This window comes from Vreelandella sp. H-I2, from assembly GCF_052959335.1.
Genome location: NZ_JBRAMC010000001.1, coordinates 446,732 through 465,260, shown reverse-complemented (window position 1 = coordinate 465,260; position 18,529 = coordinate 446,732). Strand labels below are relative to the sequence as shown.

Genomic DNA, 18,529 nt, shown 5'->3' with positions numbered 1-18,529 from the left:
CCGTGCTTTATTCCCTGGGTTCCCTTGCTTGTACCGGATTGCCACCAATCAGCTTACAGTGTTTAGGTGTATCAGTGACTTAGCAAGCTTTCCAGTACTAGCGCGGCAGTGGAACAATGCTTTAAGCAAAATACTCTGTGCCACGCGGTAAGCACTTTTAGTGTAGACGTAGTTTTAAAATCGTAACGTTTAAATCTCTCATTATTAATAAATGATATGACTTAAAAGATAGGACTTAAGTGTTGTGTAAGCCGTTGTATGAGTTGCCCGCTGTGACGCCAAAAATGCCAGTACAATGGCACGGTCAGAAAGTGCTGAGGGGCGACGCTAGCCAGTTGACCGCTGGCCATTAATTCACCGACTTGCAGCTGCGGCACCATGCCGTAGCCGATACCCGCTGTGGCTAAACGCACAAACCCTTCTGAGGAAGGGCAGAGGTGGTAAGGAAAGTGCCCGTGGAAACCACACTGGGCAAGAAAGCGGTGTTGCAACTGATCATGAGGGCCGAAAACAATGGCCGGCGCACGCCGAAAGCTCTCAACCGTTGGCCCTTGTGGAAAGTAGCGTTGGATATAGGTCGGTGTCGCTAGCGGGTGGTAGTGCATTTCTCCCAGCGCGACGCAGCGTGCACCGGCAATCGGCTGTGGCGTAGCACATAGGCAGGCCGCCACATCCCCATCGCGCAAGCGTTTGAGGCCAACATCCTGATCTTCAATGACCAGATCCAGCAATACACCTTCCTCTTGGCAAATAGCGGCGACGGCTTCGGCCCACCAAGTGACCAAGCTATCCGCATTGATGGCGATACGAAGGCGTGGAGACTGATCGTCCAGCGTAGGGAGCGAGCCACGTAGGTCGCGCTCTAACAGCTGCACCTGCTGGTAATGAGTCAACAGCCGCTGGCCCGCAGAGGTCGGTGCTAAATGCGGATGACGTACCAGTACTGGCTGACCAAGACGGATTTCCAAAGCCTTAATGCGCTGGGACACGGCCGACTGTGAAAGCCCTAACACATCGCCTGCACGTTCGAACCCGTCACACTCGACCACGGTCGCCAAGGCATGAAGCAATTTGTAATCCAGCATGGCGGTTTTCCCAAGGCAGTAAAAAGTGACATAAAACAAAAAAATGATGATTAAGCGGCGTATCGTTCTTTTTAGATGATCAAATGGGATTGAATCGCATAAGGCAATGAATTACATTTCAGTTAAGCTAGAGCATCGCCCTCAATGAGATGCCTAGCACTTTATGTGAGTAGCTCCTGTTACGCCACAGCCTAAAGGACACTGTAATGCCCGCCATCATGCTCCGTCGCCCTCTTGCTGGCATCGTTGCGCTTAGCGCGCTGATGCCTTTTGCCCCAGTTGCTGTCGACACCGCTGCTGCTGACACCGCTGCAGACGACACCGTTAGCGCTGACGCCGTGGTTAAACACTACGCCGATCTGGCGCATGCCAATTACGCCGATGCGCTGAATGCTGCCCAAGCATTGAACGAGCGTATCGACGAATTGCTCGCCAATCCTACTGCCGAGACCCTGAGCGCAGCCAAGCAAGCCTGGCTGCAGGCGCGGGTGCCTTATCAGCAGAGCGAAGTATTTCGTTTCGGCAATGCCGTGGTAGACGACTGGGAAGGGCAGCTAAACGCCTGGCCCCTTGACGAAGGCATGATCGATTATGTCGAGGGCGACGACTACCAGCATGAGCTGGGCAATGAAGGCGCCACCGCTAATATCATTGCCAATGAGCAAATCACTGTCGGCGGCGAATCCCTGGATGTCAGTGAGATCACCCCAGCGCTCCTGGCCGACCTGAATGAAATCGGTGGCTCGGAAGCCAACGTCGCCAGCGGCTACCACGCCATTGAGTTTCTACTCTGGGGGCAGGATCTGCATGGTTTTGACGCAGGCAGCGGCGAGCGACCGGTCAGTGATTTCCAAACCGGCGACGACTGCACCCATGGCCACTGCGATCGCCGCCGCAGCTATCTGGACGCAGTGTCCGACCTACTCGTCGATGATCTTGAGTGGATGGTGGCCCAGTGGGCGCCGGAAACTGAGGGTAACTATCGCCAAGTGTTGCTGGCGGAAAGCGATCAGGAGGGCCTGCGCCGTATGCTGTTCGGTATGGGCTCGCTGTCCCTGGGCGAGCTGGCGGGGGAGCGCTTAAAGGTAGCCCTTGAAGCCAACTCTTATGAGGATGAGCACGACTGCTTCAGCGACAATACCCACAACTCCCACTACTACAACGGCAAGGGTATTCAGAATATCTATACCGGCAGCTATCAGCGCCTTGATGGCAGTGTGGTAGAGGGGCCTTCGCTGCAAGATCTGCTGTCTCAGGAAGATAGTGAGCTTGCCGATAATCTACGCCAACAGCTTGAGGCCACCATGGCGCGCCTTGATGCTATCAAGCAAGCGGCAGAAGCTGAGAGCTCGCCGATGGCGTTTGATATGATGATCGCGCCGGGTAACGAGCAGGGCAGTGAATTGATCAACGAAGCAATTCTCACACTGGTAGCGCAAACAGGGTCAATCGAACAGGCCGCAGGCGAGCTGGGCGTTACCTCCCTGCAGCCTGATGACGCCGGTCATCGTTTCTAGCCTCGTCTAGCGTCTATCATGAGCCGCCGATAGTGTTGCTATCGAGCGGCTCTGTTGGTTTTTGTCGAATGGCTCGTCCTTCTCAAGGTATCACCATGTACCGCTTAATCCGTGTTTCTCTAAGCCGGTTTTCTCTAAGCTGGCTTTCTCTAAGTAGCCTATTGCTGGCCCTGCTAATGGCGCCCTTGCAGGCAGCCGACTCAACTACCCAAGATCATCCCATCCAAACGACGCCTATGAGTGGCGGCGACGGCTCGGTGGAGCAGTTTGACCATAACGCCTATTCGCTGCCGCTGGGCAATATGGCCATGACCAAGCGCCTGGATTTCAGCGTCGGGAATAGCTTCTTTCGCAACCCTTGGGTGGCGGCTCCCGCCAGCACCGAGGCTCGCGATGGCCTGGGCCCGCTGCTCAACACCAATAGCTGCCAGGGGTGCCATCTAAAGGATGGGCGCGGCCACCCGCCGACAGAAGATGAAAATCCTATCGCGCTGTTTCTGCGTCTCTCGCTGCCCGCTAGCCAGGAAGATTCGGCGACGTTGGAACAGCGGGGCGCACAGCCGGTGCCTAACTATGGCCTGCAGCTACAAACCGCGGCGATTTCCGGCGCCCAGCCGGAAGGCAAGCTGGTAATCGACTATCGACCACGGGAGATCAGTTTTTCCGATGGTCATCGTGTCATCCTACAGGAGCCGATCTACTCGATTGCCGAGCCCGCCTACGGAGAGCTGCCCGACGCTCTGCAAACCTCGCCGCGGCTGGCACCGCCGATGATTGGCCTGGGCCTGCTGGAGGCAATTCCCGAGGCTGACCTGATCGCTGCCGCTGACCCCGACGACGCTGATGGGGACGGTATTTCCGGCCGCGCCAATCAGGTGTGGGACATGCGCAGTGGCACCACGGTAGTAGGGCGTTTTGGCTGGAAAGCCGGTGAGCCCAGTGTTGAGCAGCAAGGCCTGCACGCCTTTGCTGGCGACATGGGGCTAACCTCCAGTTTGGTGCCTCACACCGACTGTATGGCGAGCCAGGGCTGCGATGACTTCCCCAACGGAGGTACGCCTGAAGTTAGCGATGACGTGGCCGACTTTGTCACTTTCTATGCCTCCAGCTTGGCAGTGCCGATGCGACGCAATATGGGTGACCCTGCAGTGAAACGGGGTGCTGAGAGATTTAATGCCCTAGGCTGCGCAAGCTGCCATACGCCGCGCCAGCATACCGCCGCAGACGCCCCCCGCCCGGCCTTGGCGGGGCAGGAAATATGGCCCTATAGTGACCTGCTGCTCCACGACCTGGGCGAGGCGCTGGCCGACCACCGTAGCGAGTTCAAGGCCGATGGCCGCGAATGGCGCACTCCGCCGCTGTGGGGGATTGGCTTGGCGCAAACGGTGAATCCCCGAGCGGGCTTTCTTCACGACGGCCGAGCACGCACCCTGGAAGAGGCGATTCTCTGGCACGGTGGTGAAGCAGAAAGCGTCACCCAGGGCTATCGTGCATTGCCCGCCGACCAGCGAGATGAACTTATCCGTTTTCTTGAGTCCCTGTAAATCATTGTTGTTAAGGAGTTGATGTGATCGCTTCCCTTCGCCGCCTGAGTCTGCTGGCCTGCGCGCTACTCGCGACGCCGCTCTCTTTTGCTACGGACAACCCTACGCCGCGGGAAATGTGGCACGGCGCGGTGGAATTGCAGTATGCCGAGCTGAGTACCGCCACCGAGCGTTTGGAGACCAGCGTCGCGCACTTTTGCAAAAGCCCAGACGAAGTACTCAGGCAGCGGCTGGAAAATGACTGGCTGAGCGCCTATCAAGCTTGGCAGGCAGTACGTTTTATCCAGTTTGGCCCGGTCGAGCAGAACAGCCGGGGCTGGCAGCTGCAGTTCTGGCCGGATCGCAAAAATCTGGTGGGCCGCAAGGTGGGCGTGTGGCTGAAAGCAACCGACGCCCCGGATGCCCAGGACATCGCTGGTGACAGCGTGGCGATCCAGGGCTTTCCCGCTCTTGAGTACTTGCTCTATGACGACGCCATGGGCGAACAGGTCCTGAGTGACCCCAACGCCTGTTCGCTGATGCAGGCTATTACCACCCAACTCGCGGATACCACAAATGCGCTGCATCGCGATTGGCAAGCCTTTGGCGAGCACTATCTTGATACTGCTAATTACACCGAAACCACACTGGCCAGCGCGATCCAGGCCCTCGAGCTACTTGAAGACAAGCGTCTTGGTGAACCTATGGGGTTGAAAGGTGCACCCGCCAACGGCTACTTGGCCGAAGCGTGGCGTAGCGGACAAACGGTTCGATTGGTAGAGAGCAGCCTGGAGGGCCTGCGTACCGGCTTCTTGCCGGGGCTCACTGCGCTGTTGCGCGGGGCCGATGCGCTGCCGCTCGCCGAGGCGTTTCGTGATCAGTTGGATAAGACGCTCCTTCAGGCCAGCGAACTGCCGCCGGGCTTGGCGCCTGCTCTTGACGACGAAGAGGCGTTTCGCGGTCTGCAGTCGCTCTACCTCGACATCAGTCAGCTACGACACCTGCTGGGAAATGAGATTGCAGGTGAATTGGGGTTGGTGCGTGGTTTTAATTCCAGCGACGGAGATTAAGCCATGCATCGACGGCAGGTACTTAAAGTGGGGCTGGGAAGTGTGGCCATGGCGCTAACCCCGCTGAGCTGGGCACTACCCGCTCGGGAGGAGGCCGCTTGGTTGTTCAGCGCGGTGGATGACCCCAGTGGAGAACATTTCATCGCTGGGGTGGCGTTGGATGGCCAGACCCGCTTTATGATTGAGGTGCCTGAGCGCTGCCACGGCGGCTGCTTACGACCTGGTTCACGCCAGGCGGTATTGTTTGCCCGGCGCCCGGGCACGCGGATGTATGTGATTGATGGCGACAGCCGCCAATTAGTTCACACCCTTGCGGCCGGGGAGGGTTATCACTTCTACGGGCACGGGGTGTTTGATCTGAGTGGGCGCTACCTGTATGTCACCGCCAATCGTCTTGAGGATAGCGCCGGGCTTGTGCGGGTTTACGATGCTGAAAACGCCTACACCCATATGCGCGATATGCCGCTGGACGGTATTGGGCCTCATGAGCTTAGGCTGATGCCCGATGGCGACACCCTGGTGATTGGTTTGGGGGGCATCCAGACGCACCCAGACTACGGTCGGGTTAAGCTTAATCTGGACACCATGGCCCCGGCGCTGTTGCTGATGAATCGCCATGACGGCAAGATGCTAGCCCGCCACGAACCTTCACACCATCAGCTAAGTTGCCGTCATCTTGACGTGGCGGCGGACGGCACGGTGATTGCTGGCTACCAGTTTGAAGGCCCCGAGTGGGGGAGCCATTCGCTAATCTGTCGCCTGGATACGGATGGACGTTTCTCTGAGCTGACGTTTGACGATGAGCTGACTGCCAGCTTGAACCACTACATCGCCAGCGTTGCCTTTAGCCGTGTCTCTGGCAATGTCCTGGTGACGGCTCCTCGCGGCAACCGGGTGCTGCTTCTGGATGCCGTGCACGGCAATCTTGTTGCTAATCTAGCGCTGCCCGACGCTGCTGGTGCGCGTTGCGATGGCAACGGCGGCTTTCTAGTCTCCTCCGGTCAGGGCGGGCTCTATCGTATAGCCCCTGACTTGGCGATGCCCGAACTGCTTGCCAGCCTGGAACTTCGCTGGGATAACCATCTGACATAACGTTTTGAAATAAAGCGTTGGTATAGAACTTATATATAGAACTTTGAAACAGACCTTTAAAACAGGCCTTTGAAATCGTCTTCTGGCACAAGCTGCTAGGCTAGACGTTTGAAGCCAACATGAATGACGCCTTCTTGGTGAGCGACGCTGCTGTTAGACTTCAGCGCTCTTTACAGGCAGGAAGACAAGGAACCCCATGGAACTGCTGCGCTTAGTATTTCATCATTACCGCTGGCCCTTTTTAGGCGCCATTGCTCTGAGCCTATTAAGCGCTGGCTTAGGGGTAGGGGTGATTGCGTTTATCAACCAGCGGCTTATAGAAGTAGGCAGTATGGCGGCGCTGCCGCAATTTCTAAGTCTGCTGGCGGTGCTATTGGTGGTCACGCTAAGTACGCAATTAGCGCTAACCGTGCTGGGGCATCACTTTGTGTTTGATCTGCGCTCACGGCTGGTAAAGCGTATTCTCGACACCGACATTGAGCGCTTGGAGCAGTTGGGCAACGCCACGCTGCTGGCCAGCTTGTCCAGCGATGTGCGCAACATCACCATTGGCTTTGTGCGCCTACCCGAGTTGATTCAGGGCGTGGTGCTAACGCTTGCCTCGGTGGCTTATCTGGCCTGGCTCTCGCCGCAGATGGTAGTGATCACCGTGCTATGGATCGCGTTTACCATGGGCGTGGGTTGGTGGTTGGTCTCTAAGGTATATCGTCATTTTCACCTGGTACGCGAAAGCGAAGACAGTCTCTATAAGGATTTCCAGTCGGCCATTGAAGGGCGCAAAGAGTTGGCGCTGAACCGAGACCGTGCGCGGCGCTTTTTTGATGAGCGCTATACCGCCAATGCCCGCGACTACCGTTACCACATCATCCGCGCCGATACCTACCACCTCAGTGCCAATAACTGGTCTAACATTATGATGTTAGGCGCTATCGGCGTCGTGTTTTTCCTCTCCAATGGCCTGGGTTGGGCGAACACCACCGTGGCTTCCACCTTTGCGCTGACACTACTGTTTCTGCGCACGCCGCTAATTCAGGCAGTGGGGGCTTGGCCAACCTTGATTAGCGCACAAGTTGCCTTCGATAAATTGAGCAGTTTGGAACTAGCCGAATACCAGCCAAGCTTTGCGGTAGACGATACGCTGACCGATTGGCAGCGCCTTGAACTAGAGGAGGTCACCTACCACTACCCGGATACTGCCCAGGGCGAGGGTTTCCAAGTAGGGCCTCTCAGTATGACCCTTGAGCGCGGTGAACAGGTATTTCTGATTGGCGGTAATGGCAGCGGTAAGTCGACCCTGGCAAGGCTGCTCTCGGGGTTATACCGCCCGCAGAGCGGTTCAATTAAGATCGATGGCCAAGTGATTAATGCCGACCAGTGGGAGGCCTTTCGCGCCCGCTTCGCCAGCGTGTTTACCGACTTCCATCAGTTTGATCAGGCCATGGGCCCTGAAGGCCTATCTGCTGACCCGCAAGTTATTGATACCTGGCTCGAACGGCTGCAGATGCAGCATAAGTTGCAGTGGGAGGGCGATCGGGTCGTTAATACTCAGCTTTCCCAAGGGCAGCGTAAACGCTTGGCGCTGCTGCTAGCGATTGCTGAAAAACGCGATATCTTACTGCTTGATGAGTGGGCGGCGGATCAAGACCCACAGTTCCGGCGGCTGTTCTATCGTGAATTGTTACCGCACTTAAAAGCGATGGGCAAAACCGTGTTTGCTATCAGCCATGACGACAGCTATTTCATCCACGCTGATCGGTTGCTGGAGATGTCGAAGGGGCAATTAAGCGAACTGAAAGGCGAGCAGCGTGTGCGGGCGAGTCAGGATGCGGTGGCGCAAATTAATATGTAAGGAATATCAACTAGCGGCTTGTTTGGCGCGCTTGCGTGCTTCCAGGTCGCAGCCCTCTAGCGGACAAGTACCACACGTATCGAACTCTTCCAATAAATAGCGCAGGCAGCAGAGCTTGCGCACTCGCTTAACTTCTTCACTCCCCTTGGGCGTAAAGTAACGCACCGGCTGAAACAGAGGGTTGCGCCTGCCGTTGGGCAGGTTGCGCGCTTCCAGCAGCGCCTTGGCGGCCTCAAACGCCTGTCGATTGGCAAGCAGATGTTCGCCCAGTGCGTTGACGTAAAAGTCCAGGTAGCCACCAGCATTGCTCCAGAATACCCGCTGAGCGGCCCCCGAGATCGCCGCTAACTGCTCAATCAGCGGCGCCCAATGCTGCTGAATGAGAGTCGCAAAACGTTCAAACGGGTCGTGGGTGGTTAGCGTTGTGCCTTCGTGGAGCAACCATAATCGTGAGGTGGCGCCTTTTTCGTTAAAGGTAACCTGTAGGTCATCCAACCCCATCGGCAAGTCCCGGTTCAGTAACAGGTTCGCTGTTAACGCAGGAACCGTCAGGGCACTGAAATGCCACTTCGACCAAATCGATACCACCGCCCGTTGGTCACCGCCTGGGTACTGCTCAGCGAAGCGGGCGAGATCCTGTTTTAGCCAGTCGGTATCCCGCCAGCGGGCTGTTTTAAATGCTTCCAATGGCGGCGTGCCACCTATTAAGGGCGGCGTAAAGTTTGCCAACGGCCCGGTGTAACAGGCGGCCAACGAAGGCTCGAACAGTTGTGGCTGACGTAAGGCAAGGGGCATAACCGAACTCCAACACTGGGCGCAAGTGAAATAAACAGTTGCTCAGGTTAAACGGTAATGACTATCAATTAAAGATATTTGTTGAGAATGAGTGCGCTTTAAATAACGGCTCAAGCGTTAACGTTATTGCGCCACGGCAATATTATGCTCTCTGTTGGGGTGCTTCATGACCTGCATCGGAAGGCCATAAATCGCCTCTAAGGTACTACAGCTCATTAATTCACCAGGGCTGCCATGAGCCAATAGGCGACCGCTGTGCAGCGCCATCAACTCGTCGCAGTAACGCGATGCCATGTTGATATCGTGTAGCACGATAATCACGCCAAGGCTCAACTCATCACATAGCTTGCGGATCAGCGCTAATACTTCCATTTGATGCGCGATATCCAGCGCCGCTAGCGGTTCATCCAGCAGCAGAAAGCGGCTGCCCTGGGCGAGTAGCATGGCTAGCCACACCCGCTGGCGCTCGCCGCCGGAGAGAGTGTCGACCAAGCGGTCGGCAAAGGCCTCGGTGTGGGTCAATGCGATGGCGCGCTCGACGGCGTCTTTGTCTTTCTGGGTGTGACGGCCCAGTAGCCCATGCCATGGGTAGCGACCAAAGGCGACTAACTCGCGGCCGGTCAGGTTCTCAGCGCTGGGTAAATGTTGGGGCAAATAAGCGACTTGGCGAGCAAATTCACGGTTGCCCCAATCCTTCAGTGGGCGCTGATCAAACTCAATTTCCCCACCACTAATCGACTGTTGCTGTGCCATCAGCTTGATCAGAGTCGATTTCCCCGAGCCGTTGTGGCCAATCAATCCGTAAACTTTACCCTCATAAAAGTTATGCTCAATGGGTTTGAGAATTGACTTGCCATTGATTTCAAAGGTGGCGCCTTTGACCTCGAACATGAATGACTCCTGGCAATGGGGTGATCGATATTGTCTTATTCTAGTGCTAATGGTTCTCATTTTTAACAAAAAAATAAAAAAGATTTTTCGCTGAAAGCTTGTGTCTTGTAGAGCAGCTTTTTCTGTAAAGCTGGGCTTGGATGCTTTATTTATTCTGCCGCTCTCACTATGTACAGGCAGCTCTCTATTGGTTTATTAACTGTTAGCCTTGCCCTGGCGCCAGTAGCCCATGCTGGTAACGTACTGCTTAGGAAGACCGCACTCATTGACCAGGTAGCGGCGCAGCTTCATGGCAACCTTGGTTTCAGCGGCAATCCAGGCGTAGAAGGGCGCGCTGTCGTCCAAGGTGGCTGGTTCCCAGAGCGGAGCGTTTTCATCCTCGCTGACATCACTGGTCGCGGTCGAGGGTTTACCTCCCAGCGCAATAATCTCTTGCTGCAAATCGATATCGCGCAGCGCTCTCATCAGTAACTCACCGTGCTGGCAGCCGGGTTCGGCATCGCGCGCCAACCAGCTCAGCTTGCCGGCCTGGGGTAATGGCTGAGCATCGTCGCTGCGAGGCACTTCGAATAGCGCTTCAACCCTGGGTTTAAGAGGCAAGTCATCAAGGGTTTCCAGAATACCAGCGGCGGCGGGAAGGGCGGTTTCATCAGCGATAATCAAAATACGGTGTACGCCTTGTGGTGGCTTCCACTCGTAACCCAGCTTTGGGCCTTCCGCATTGGCAGCGGGAGCTGTCATGGCTAGGCGGTCACCGGGGCGCGCGTGCATGGCCCAACGAGATGCAGGGCCATTGTCGCCGTGGAGTACAAACTCTACATCTACCTCGGCTTTTTCCGGACGAAGGGCGCGGATGGTGTAGGTACGCGCAGCGGGGCGCTGGGCATCCGGCAGTGCTTGGTAGGCGCCGTACCAGTCGTGTTCTTCCAGCTTGGCAATTTCAAACAGCGGGTCGAGACTACCACCGCCTTCGGGGAAGAACAGCTTGACGCGCTGATCCGGGGCGTAGGTCGCCATTTGGCTGACTTCCGGGCCAGTGAAAGTAAACCTGACTAATGAGGCGCTGACTTGGGTGCGCCGAGCAAGGGTGATATCGAATAGCTGGTAGCTCGGTTTGGCTGCCATAGTGGTGTCTCCTTTATATATAAGGAGTCAATTGTAGTGCTAATCGTTATCATTTAGAATCGATACTTATTATTCAATGACTAACTTCCAGACACGATTAAGGCTAAAAAATGACGCTGCTGCCTATCGCCGCCCCTGCGGCAAGTTCCTCGTTTATTAAAGGGGATGGCTCGCTATGTTAGGTGCTGCTCAATTCACCCAGCGAATGGGGGGGATGTCGCCAGCGAAAGCCTGCCTGTTGCTTAGCCTGCCGATGGTAGTGCTGTTTTGGGTGGGGTTGCAGGGCCAAGGCGGTTTTGCGCTGGGTCTACAGTCCCTTGTGGCCCCCTCCTTTGAAAACGTTGACGAGCTGCTACTTTATTACGCTTGGTGGCCGCGCCTCTCTATTGCCCTGCTGGCTGGGGGTGGGCTGGGGTTGGCAGGCGTGCTGATGCAGCAGGTGCTGCGCAACCCGCTAGCCTCGCCCACCACACTTGGGGTGGCATCGGGCGCTAATCTGGCACTGATGACTGCCACCTTGTTGGCGCCGGGCCTGCTGATAGCCGGGCGCGAATGGGTCGCCTTATTGGGCGGCGCGCTCGCCGTTGGGTTGGTTTTCCTGCTCTCCTGGCGGCGCGGGCTGGCGCCGATCGTGGTGGTGTTGGCGGGCCTGGTGGTCAATCTGTACCTGGGAGCGCTGTCGACGGCGCTGCTGCTGTTCAACCACGAGGCGCTCTCGGGGCTGTTGATCTGGGGCGCTGGCTCGCTGGCGCAAAACGGTTGGGACGGCGTTGCAATACTCTGGCCTCGGCTGGCGATTAGCTGTGTGGCCGCGTGGTTTTTGCTGCGTCCTTTGGCGGTGCTGGAGCTGGATGACGCCAGTGCCAAAAGCCTGGGAGTTTCGCTTGCCTATTTGCGCTTTGCAGGAATGGGGCTGGCGGTGTTTATTACCGGCAGTATTGTCAGCGTGGTGGGCATCATTGGTTTTATCGGTTTGGCGGCGCCCAATATTGTGCGCATGGCGGGTGCGCGTCGTTTAGGACCACGGTTGCTTTGGTCAACGCTATTAGGAGCAGTACTGCTGGCCACGACGGACTTATTGTTGCAGCAGTTTTCTGGCATGGCCGCTGCCTTTGTTCCTACCGGGGCGATTACCGGCGCCCTGGGGGCGCCGCTGTTAATGTGGCTGATTCCTCGCTTGAAATTACAGGGCGACCGGCCGCCGCAAGGGGCGGGTGTTTTCGCCCATCGTCATCCTGCGCCTTCACGCCTGGCTGTTGGCTTACTACTAGCGCTACTGGGGGCAACAGTGCTTGGCCTGCTCTTCGGCCAGGGTGTAGACGGCTGGTATTGGCTGGCGCCTGATAACTGGAATGTCATGCAGTGGCGCATGCCCCGGGTGATGGCGGCCGCAGCCAGTGGGTTGATGCTAGCGATTGCGGGAACGATTCTTCAGCGTCTTTCAGCCAATCCAATGGCCAGCCCTGAAGTATTGGGTATCAGTGGTGGTTGCGCCATTGCGCTGATTCTGGGGATTTTCCTGCTGCCCGCGCCCACCAATATGATGCTGATTGGTGTGGGCACCCTGGGGGCTTTCGCGACGCTACTGGTATTAGTGGGTATCAACCGTAAGAGCGGTTATCTCCCTGAACGTTTGCTGCTCACCGGGGTGGCGGTCAGTGCCTTGTTTGACGCGGTGCGCAGCGTGATGCTGGCAGGCGGTGATCCTCGTGGCCAGCAGGTGATTGCTTGGTTGGCGGGCTCTACATATTACGTAGATGTCAATAATGCGGTGGTGGTCGGCGGGATTGCTGCCGTGCTGGCGCTGGTGACGCTGCCTTTCACCCGCTGGCTGGATATCTTGCCCTTAGGCGCACCGACGGCCAAGGCGCTTGGAGTAAAGCTCAATCGTGCCCGTTTAGTGTTGCTTCTACTGGTGGCGCTGTTAACCGCCTGTGCCACTTTGGTGGTGGGGCCGCTTTCGTTTATTGGTCTTCTGGCGCCTCATATGGCGCGCTTGTTCGGCTTCTCCCGTGCAGGGCAGCATCTGATGGGGGCGGCCTTGATCGGCATGCTTTTGATGGTGCTGGCGGACTGGGTGGGGCGTCAGGTTATATTTCCCTACGAGATACCAGCAGGCCTGGTCGCCTCCCTAATCGGCGGTGCCTACTTTATGTGGAGACTGCGTAAGCTGTAAGCGATTATAAGAAAGCTTAATATGGTATTAGCAGGATGATTTTTAGTTATCCAAATTACCCGTTACCTTAGTGCGATGTTTTAAGAGAGCGATGTGTTAACGCGACACTTATTCTGGTCTGGGGGCAGGGCAATGTGGGAAAGCTATATCACCGGCTTAGTAGTGTGCGGCGGAATCATCATGGCGATCGGGGCGCAAAACGCCTACATCCTAGGGCTGGCCATTCGCCGCGAGTACCACTGGTGGTCGGCGGGGCTATGCATGAGTGCCGATATTATTCTGCTCACGGCGGGGATGTTTGGGGTGAGTGCTTTTCTGCTGACGATACCCAGCGCGTTGGAAGCGATGCGCTGGATGGGCGTACTGTTTTTAAGCTGGTTGGCGGCGCAGGCATTATTCAGGGCCGTTAACGGTCGGCAAGGGTTGAGCGCCGAAGCGGGTAAAGCGCGTAGCTTAACGAAAGTGATTTTAGCCACGCTGGCCGTCACCGTACTCAACCCTCAGGTGTATCTGGATACACTGCTGCTGATACCCGCCATTGGCGCCCAGCAGGAGAGTGCCGGCGTTTTTGTGGCGGGAGCCTCCACGGCTTCCATACTCTGGTTTAGCCTGTTGGCGTGGGGCGGCGCCGCCCTTTCGCCTTGGCTTTCAAAACCTATCGCATGGCGCATCATCGACGGCCTGATTGGCTTGATGATGGCGGGTATTGCCGTGCATCTTGCCCTCGGGGCGTCATCACTCAATACTTAGTGCCGACTAAAGTAGGTCTCCATCACTGTAATGACTTCATCAATATCCGCATCATTAATATCACGATGAACAACGAAGCGGGTAGCGTAAAGCAGCTCAATCAATATGCCGTGCTCTTTTAGCCAAATGGAAAGTGGTTGAACATGAGCGTCGGGGAAATGCGCGAACACCATATTGGTTGCCTGTGAGGTGATTTCGACCCCAGGCAGCTTCGCCAAGCCCTCTGCCAGACGTGCTGCACGGCGATGGTCATTCTTTAAATCAGCTACATGGTGATCCAGGGCATGCTGGCAAGCAGCGGCAATAATACCCGCTTGGCGCATACCGCCTCCGACAACTTTACGCCAACGGCGGGCACGGTCGATCAATGTTTGCGAGCCCACCAGTGCCGAGCCGATGGGTGTGCCTAGACCTTTTGAAAAGCATAACGACACGCTATCAAACGGTAGGCAAAGCTGCTTGAGTGAGGTATCCGTGGCTACCGCTGCATTAAACAGACGCGCGCCGTCTAAGTGCGTTGCCAACCCTCGTTCGCGGGCCAGTTCGGTTGCTTTTAATACATAGTCTGCGGGCAGTACTTTGCCGCCAATGGTATTTTCCAGCGCCAACAGTTTGCTGCGGGCAAAGTGAAAGTCGTCGGCTTTGATAGCAGCGCTTATTTTCTCTAATGGAAGGCTACCATCAGCGGCATTTTCAAGCGGCTGGGGTTGAATGCTTCCTAAGACTGCCGCACCGCCGCCTTCATAGCGGTAGGTATGCGCCGCCTGACCAACAATGTACTCATCGCCGCGTTCGCAGTGCGCCATTAGCCCCACTAAATTACTTTGCGTACCGCTAGGAAAAAGCAGTGCGGCTTCTTTGCCTGCTTGCTCAGCCAGGTTTGCTTGAAAGGCGTTGACCGTTGGATCATCACCCCATACGTCATCACCTAATGGAGCGGCCATCATGGCTTCCAGCATGGCGGGAGTGGGGCGGGTCACCGTATCACTGCGTAAATCAATCATCGTTAGGAGCTCCTTTTTATTAGTCAGGACAAATGCTTAAGGGCGCTCAACTAAGTAAGTTGTTAGCCATTATCTATGGTTGCCAGCATAATGCATGTTAAACCAGCATAGGTAACCTGATGGATCTAAAAAGCGGCTATCCCTTCTGGGCAATAAAAAATGGTTTGCTGTCTGCCTTCCCACAGCTTACCCACGATCACCGAAGTGACGTTGTGGTGGTTGGGGGCGGGATTACCGGGGCACTGATCGCCAATGAGCTGAGCCGTCACGGACATCATGTCGTGGTGCTTGAACGGCGTGATGTAGGGTGGGGAAGCTCTGCTGCCAGCACGGGCTTGCTACAGTACGAAATTGACACCCATATGTCTCACTTAGCCAAGCGATACGGGGAAACCGATGCATTACTTGCTTACCAAGCTTGCGCTGATGCCATCGGTGAACTTGAAACCTTAGCGGCAGGCATGGGTGATGTCGATTTTGAACGTCAGCACAGCCTTTATTATGCCAGTGACGAAGGGCATGTGGCGCCCCTCAAAGAAGAGTTGGCGCTGCGCCAAAAGCATGGATTTGAGGCCGAGTGGCTTGACTCCGAGGCTATTTTAGCAGAGTACGGTTTTGCTGCACCTGGGGCGATCCTCACTAAGTTAGCAGCCAGTGTCGATCCGTATCGTATGGCTTATCAGCTATTTGCCAAGGTGATTGAACGGGGCGGAGAAGTCTATGACCGAACTCAAATGGAGACAATGGCACCAGATGAGCAGGGCGTCACGTTAACGCTAACCAATGGCGCTACGTTGCGTTGCCAATATGTGGTGATGGCGGCGGGTTATGAGTCACAAATATGGTTGCCTAAACCGGTTGCCGTTAATCGGAGCAGCTACGCATTTATCACCGATCCACTGTCACTAGAAACGTTGGGTAAGCTACGTCACACAATGTTGTGGGAATCGGCGCGCCCCTACCTTTATATGCGAACCACTGGCGATGGCCGCCTGTTGGTGGGTGGCGATGATGATGAGAACGATATTCCCGCACGACGTGATGCACGGGTCGAGGAAAAAGCCAGGGGATTAACGCGTAAGGTAGAGGCGCTTTGGCCGACACTCGATATTAACCCCACTTTTTCCTGGGGCGGCACCTTTGCGGAAACAGAAGACGGCTTGCCATTTTTCGGCCCTCATGAGGCGCACGGTCCACGTGTACATTTCGCCATGGCCTACGGCGGCAATGGTATTAGCTATAGCATGATTGGCGCAAAGCTACTGCGGGCACTTATTGAAGGTAAATCGCATCCCTTGGCAGAGCTTTTTTCGTTCCGTCGGCTAATGTAGTAGCCGTATAAATCATGATGGCGAGCCTGTTTAAAGCGAGTATCCTTATTCAAATATTCATAAGGATAGAGGACGATGGAGCTGACACTTTACTTACGTGCACTTGAGCGTAACGATTTGCGCTTTGTCCACGAGCTCAATAATAACCAGAGCATTATGTCGTATTGGTTTGAAGAGCCTTACGAGTCATTCGATGAGTTGGAAGAGTTATATAACAAGCACATCCATGACAATGCCGAGCGGCGATTTGTTGCTGAGGACAGCCATGGTAATGCCATTGGTTTGGTAGAGTTGATTGAGATCGACTACATCCACCGCAGCGCCGAGTTTCAAATCATCATTGCCCCAGCTCACCAGGGCAAAGGATTTGCCCGTTCGTTGATCCGCCAAGCCTTGCACTACTCGTTCACGATTTTAAACCTACACAAGGTATATCTGATTGTAGCGGTGGAGAACGTCAAAGCGATCCATCTCTACGAAGAGAGCGGTTTTATTGAAGAGGGGCACCTAGTAAAGGAGTTCTTTATTAACGGAAAATACAGGGATGTGAAGCGCATGTATATCCTACAGGGTACCTATCTTGGGCAGCTGAATACGATCGAAGCGCCTGAGTCTAACTGGCTGTAATCGTTCTAATAAAACGGCCTAAGAACGCCTCGTAGATACGAGGCGTGGGAAGGCGCTGATTTCGCATAGTGCTAAGCATTTCCTGCTATTAGCCCAAGTAGGCCTTAATGGCGTCATTAGCTGCACGTTGCTGCTGAGCGCGTTCTGCCCACACTTCCATGATGTCGGCTTCCATCGTCTGTCTGTGGTTAGCTGAATACTGCATGGCGGCCACTCCTTTTTTCAGGGGATACGTGAAAGGTATTGTTATACAGAAGACAATTTTTTATACACAAATTGAGTTGTGCAAAGCAGCATTGTCACTGTCGAGCAAGATAATAAGGGCTTTTACAGGTTAGGGGTAGCCCAAACGATGTAGGCGATTGACCATTTTTGTAAGCTTAAGCTTACAAATAGCGAGCTAACGATGTATGCCTTTGAATGGAAAAGATTTTCATAAGCATAAAAAAGCCGGTTATTACCCCGGCTTCGGTCACTATCTTTTGGTCTTAAGAGGCAAAAGCGCCTGAATTAACCTAAATAGGCTCTCAGAGCCTCGACTGCGGCACAATGCCATTGGGCGTTCAAGCTCCAGAATTCCAGAACTTCATTATCGTGTGCAGGGGTGATGATCAAAAAAGTCATTGAGCGGTCCTCCTAGTGGGACGACACCTAGAGTATAACGCATCTTTGTTGCGGTGCAGCATTGTAATTATTAAATGTCCTCTATAAGGAGCCCTATGCGTCTGCGTATTTTGTCTGATCTTCACTTGGAATTTTTTGAGGGGAACCGCGAACTGCCAGAAGTGGAGGCTGATGTGGTGATTCTGGCTGGCGATATCCATCGCAAAAGCGAAGGCTTAGCCTGGGCTCGCGATCGCTTCCCTGATATGCCGATTATCTACGTGCCTGGTAACCATGAGTTCTACGGTACTTGCATGCCGCAGTTGCGTGATGAGCTGGCGCTCAATGCCGAGCAACTAGGTATTGAGCTTCTGGATAATCGTGCCGTCACCCTTAATGGCGTACGTTTTTACGGCACTACCCTATGGACTGACTTTGCGCTTTATGCCGGTGACCCAACCCAAAATCCCGCCGATACTGAGTCTAAGGCGCTGCGCTACATGCCCGATTTTAAAATCGTTCAAACCGCGCCAGGGGAGACGTTTACACCTCAGGCGAGCCAGCAGGTACACGCTGAAGCACTCACTTGGCTCGAAAAAGAGCTGTCCCGGCCGTTTAATGGCCCTAAGGTAGTGGTTAGTCACCATGCCCCGCTGCATGACTGCATTCCCGGCCAATACTTGGGCGATGCGTTATCTCCTGCGTTTGCTTCTAACCTACCTCATTTAATGGGCAAGATGGATATTTGGGTGCATGGGCATGTCCACGAGCCTGTTGATCTACTGCGTAACGGCACCCGCGTTATCGCCAACCCTGGCGGTTACCCGAATGAGTTTACGCCAGCGTTGTTTAAGCCTGATTGGGTGGTTGAGATATAAATAAATCAATTATTTATAGTTTTTAATTCACTGCTCGTGAATCGCGGGTGGTGATGTCGGTAATTGCTACTTTGGTTTAATTTTTACCGTTGTCGCTTGCGCCTGAAAGCCATGCTACATATCTTCTTGTTTGTATGATGTATGACATATTGAGTTGGCTAATAGATTTAGCTAGCTGAAACAGTGATGGGTGCGCTTGCGGGCAAAGTAACT

Annotated in this window: 15 protein-coding genes; 10 read left to right on the top strand and 5 right to left on the bottom strand. The window is 55.0% G+C overall.

Features of this window, described 5'->3' with window-relative positions; translation table 11 throughout:
- Positions 1–221 precede the first annotated feature (221 nt).
- Positions 222–1,085: a LysR family transcriptional regulator ArgP gene (locus ACUVOF_RS02215; protein WP_447042811.1), complete on the bottom strand. Its 864-nt coding sequence runs from the start codon at positions 1,083–1,085 to the stop codon at positions 222–224.
- Between the two features lie 206 nt (positions 1,086–1,291).
- Here ACUVOF_RS02215 and ACUVOF_RS02210 point away from each other — a divergent pair, with 206 nt between their 5' ends.
- The 5 genes from ACUVOF_RS02210 to ACUVOF_RS02190 all read left to right on the top strand — a co-directional run bounded on the left by ACUVOF_RS02210 (position 1,292) and on the right by ACUVOF_RS02190 (position 8,136).
- Entirely contained in the window at positions 1,292–2,602 is a 1,311-nt protein-coding gene (locus tag ACUVOF_RS02210; RefSeq protein WP_447042810.1) for an imelysin family protein, read from the top strand.
- A 95-nt stretch (positions 2,603–2,697) separates the two neighbouring features.
- The gene (locus tag ACUVOF_RS02205) at positions 2,698–4,146 is read left to right on the top strand and encodes a di-heme oxidoreductase family protein (protein ID WP_447043220.1); all 1,449 of its coding nucleotides are present in this window, start codon (positions 2,698–2,700) and stop codon (positions 4,144–4,146) included.
- A gap of 23 nt (positions 4,147–4,169) precedes the next feature.
- Positions 4,170–5,195 (top strand): imelysin family protein, encoded by a 1,026-nt coding sequence (locus ACUVOF_RS02200; protein ID WP_447042809.1) that lies wholly within the window; start codon positions 4,170–4,172, stop codon positions 5,193–5,195.
- Positions 5,196–5,198: 3 nt separating this feature from the next.
- The gene (locus ACUVOF_RS02195; protein ID WP_447042808.1) at positions 5,199–6,287 is read left to right on the top strand and encodes a DUF1513 domain-containing protein; all 1,089 of its coding nucleotides are present in this window, start codon (positions 5,199–5,201) and stop codon (positions 6,285–6,287) included.
- A 196-nt stretch (positions 6,288–6,483) separates the two neighbouring features.
- Positions 6,484–8,136, top strand: coding sequence for a multidrug ABC transporter permease/ATP-binding protein (locus ACUVOF_RS02190; RefSeq protein ID WP_447042807.1), 1,653 nt, complete (start codon positions 6,484–6,486; stop codon positions 8,134–8,136).
- Between the two features lie 6 nt (positions 8,137–8,142).
- Here the strand turns inward: ACUVOF_RS02190 and fhuF are convergent, their stop codons facing one another.
- The 3 genes from fhuF to ACUVOF_RS02175 form a co-directional block, all read right to left on the bottom strand.
- Complete coding sequence (gene fhuF, locus ACUVOF_RS02185; RefSeq protein ID WP_447042806.1) at positions 8,143–8,931, bottom strand: siderophore-iron reductase FhuF; 789 nt, start codon at positions 8,929–8,931, stop codon at positions 8,143–8,145.
- Positions 8,932–9,054: 123 nt separating this feature from the next.
- Positions 9,055–9,822: an ABC transporter ATP-binding protein gene (locus ACUVOF_RS02180; RefSeq protein ID WP_447042805.1), complete on the bottom strand. Its 768-nt coding sequence runs from the start codon at positions 9,820–9,822 to the stop codon at positions 9,055–9,057.
- Between the two features lie 195 nt (positions 9,823–10,017).
- A complete protein-coding gene (locus tag ACUVOF_RS02175) occupies positions 10,018–10,947 on the bottom strand; it encodes a siderophore-interacting protein (RefSeq protein WP_447042804.1) in 930 nt (309 codons plus the stop codon).
- 175 nt (positions 10,948–11,122) lie between these two features.
- Here ACUVOF_RS02175 and fhuB point away from each other — a divergent pair, with 175 nt between their 5' ends.
- Together fhuB and ACUVOF_RS02165 are read left to right on the top strand one after the other, a co-directional pair.
- Positions 11,123–13,123 (top strand): Fe(3+)-hydroxamate ABC transporter permease FhuB, encoded by a 2,001-nt coding sequence (gene fhuB / locus ACUVOF_RS02170; RefSeq protein ID WP_447042803.1) that lies wholly within the window; start codon positions 11,123–11,125, stop codon positions 13,121–13,123.
- A 132-nt stretch (positions 13,124–13,255) separates the two neighbouring features.
- Positions 13,256–13,873: a LysE/ArgO family amino acid transporter gene (locus ACUVOF_RS02165; RefSeq protein ID WP_447042802.1), complete on the top strand. Its 618-nt coding sequence runs from the start codon at positions 13,256–13,258 to the stop codon at positions 13,871–13,873.
- Here the strand turns inward: ACUVOF_RS02165 and ltaE are convergent.
- Entirely contained in the window at positions 13,870–14,877 is a 1,008-nt protein-coding gene (ltaE, locus tag ACUVOF_RS02160; protein WP_447042801.1) for a low-specificity L-threonine aldolase, read from the bottom strand. The two genes, ACUVOF_RS02165 and ltaE, sit on opposite strands and share 4 nt — an antisense overlap.
- Before the next feature lie 119 nt (positions 14,878–14,996).
- On the opposite strand from ltaE, the gene ACUVOF_RS02155 reads away from it, so the two are divergent.
- The 3 genes from ACUVOF_RS02155 to ACUVOF_RS02145 all read left to right on the top strand — a co-directional run bounded on the left by ACUVOF_RS02155 (position 14,997) and on the right by ACUVOF_RS02145 (position 18,316).
- Positions 14,997–16,208, top strand: a complete 1,212-nt coding sequence (locus ACUVOF_RS02155) for an NAD(P)/FAD-dependent oxidoreductase (protein ID WP_447042800.1) — start codon at positions 14,997–14,999, stop codon at positions 16,206–16,208.
- A gap of 75 nt (positions 16,209–16,283) precedes the next feature.
- A complete protein-coding gene (gene speG / locus ACUVOF_RS02150) occupies positions 16,284–16,835 on the top strand; it encodes a spermidine N1-acetyltransferase (RefSeq protein ID WP_447042799.1) in 552 nt (183 codons plus the stop codon).
- 719 nt (positions 16,836–17,554) lie between these two features.
- The gene (locus ACUVOF_RS02145; RefSeq protein ID WP_447042798.1) at positions 17,555–18,316 is read left to right on the top strand and encodes a metallophosphoesterase; all 762 of its coding nucleotides are present in this window, start codon (positions 17,555–17,557) and stop codon (positions 18,314–18,316) included.
- Positions 18,317–18,529: the final 213 nt, after the last annotated feature.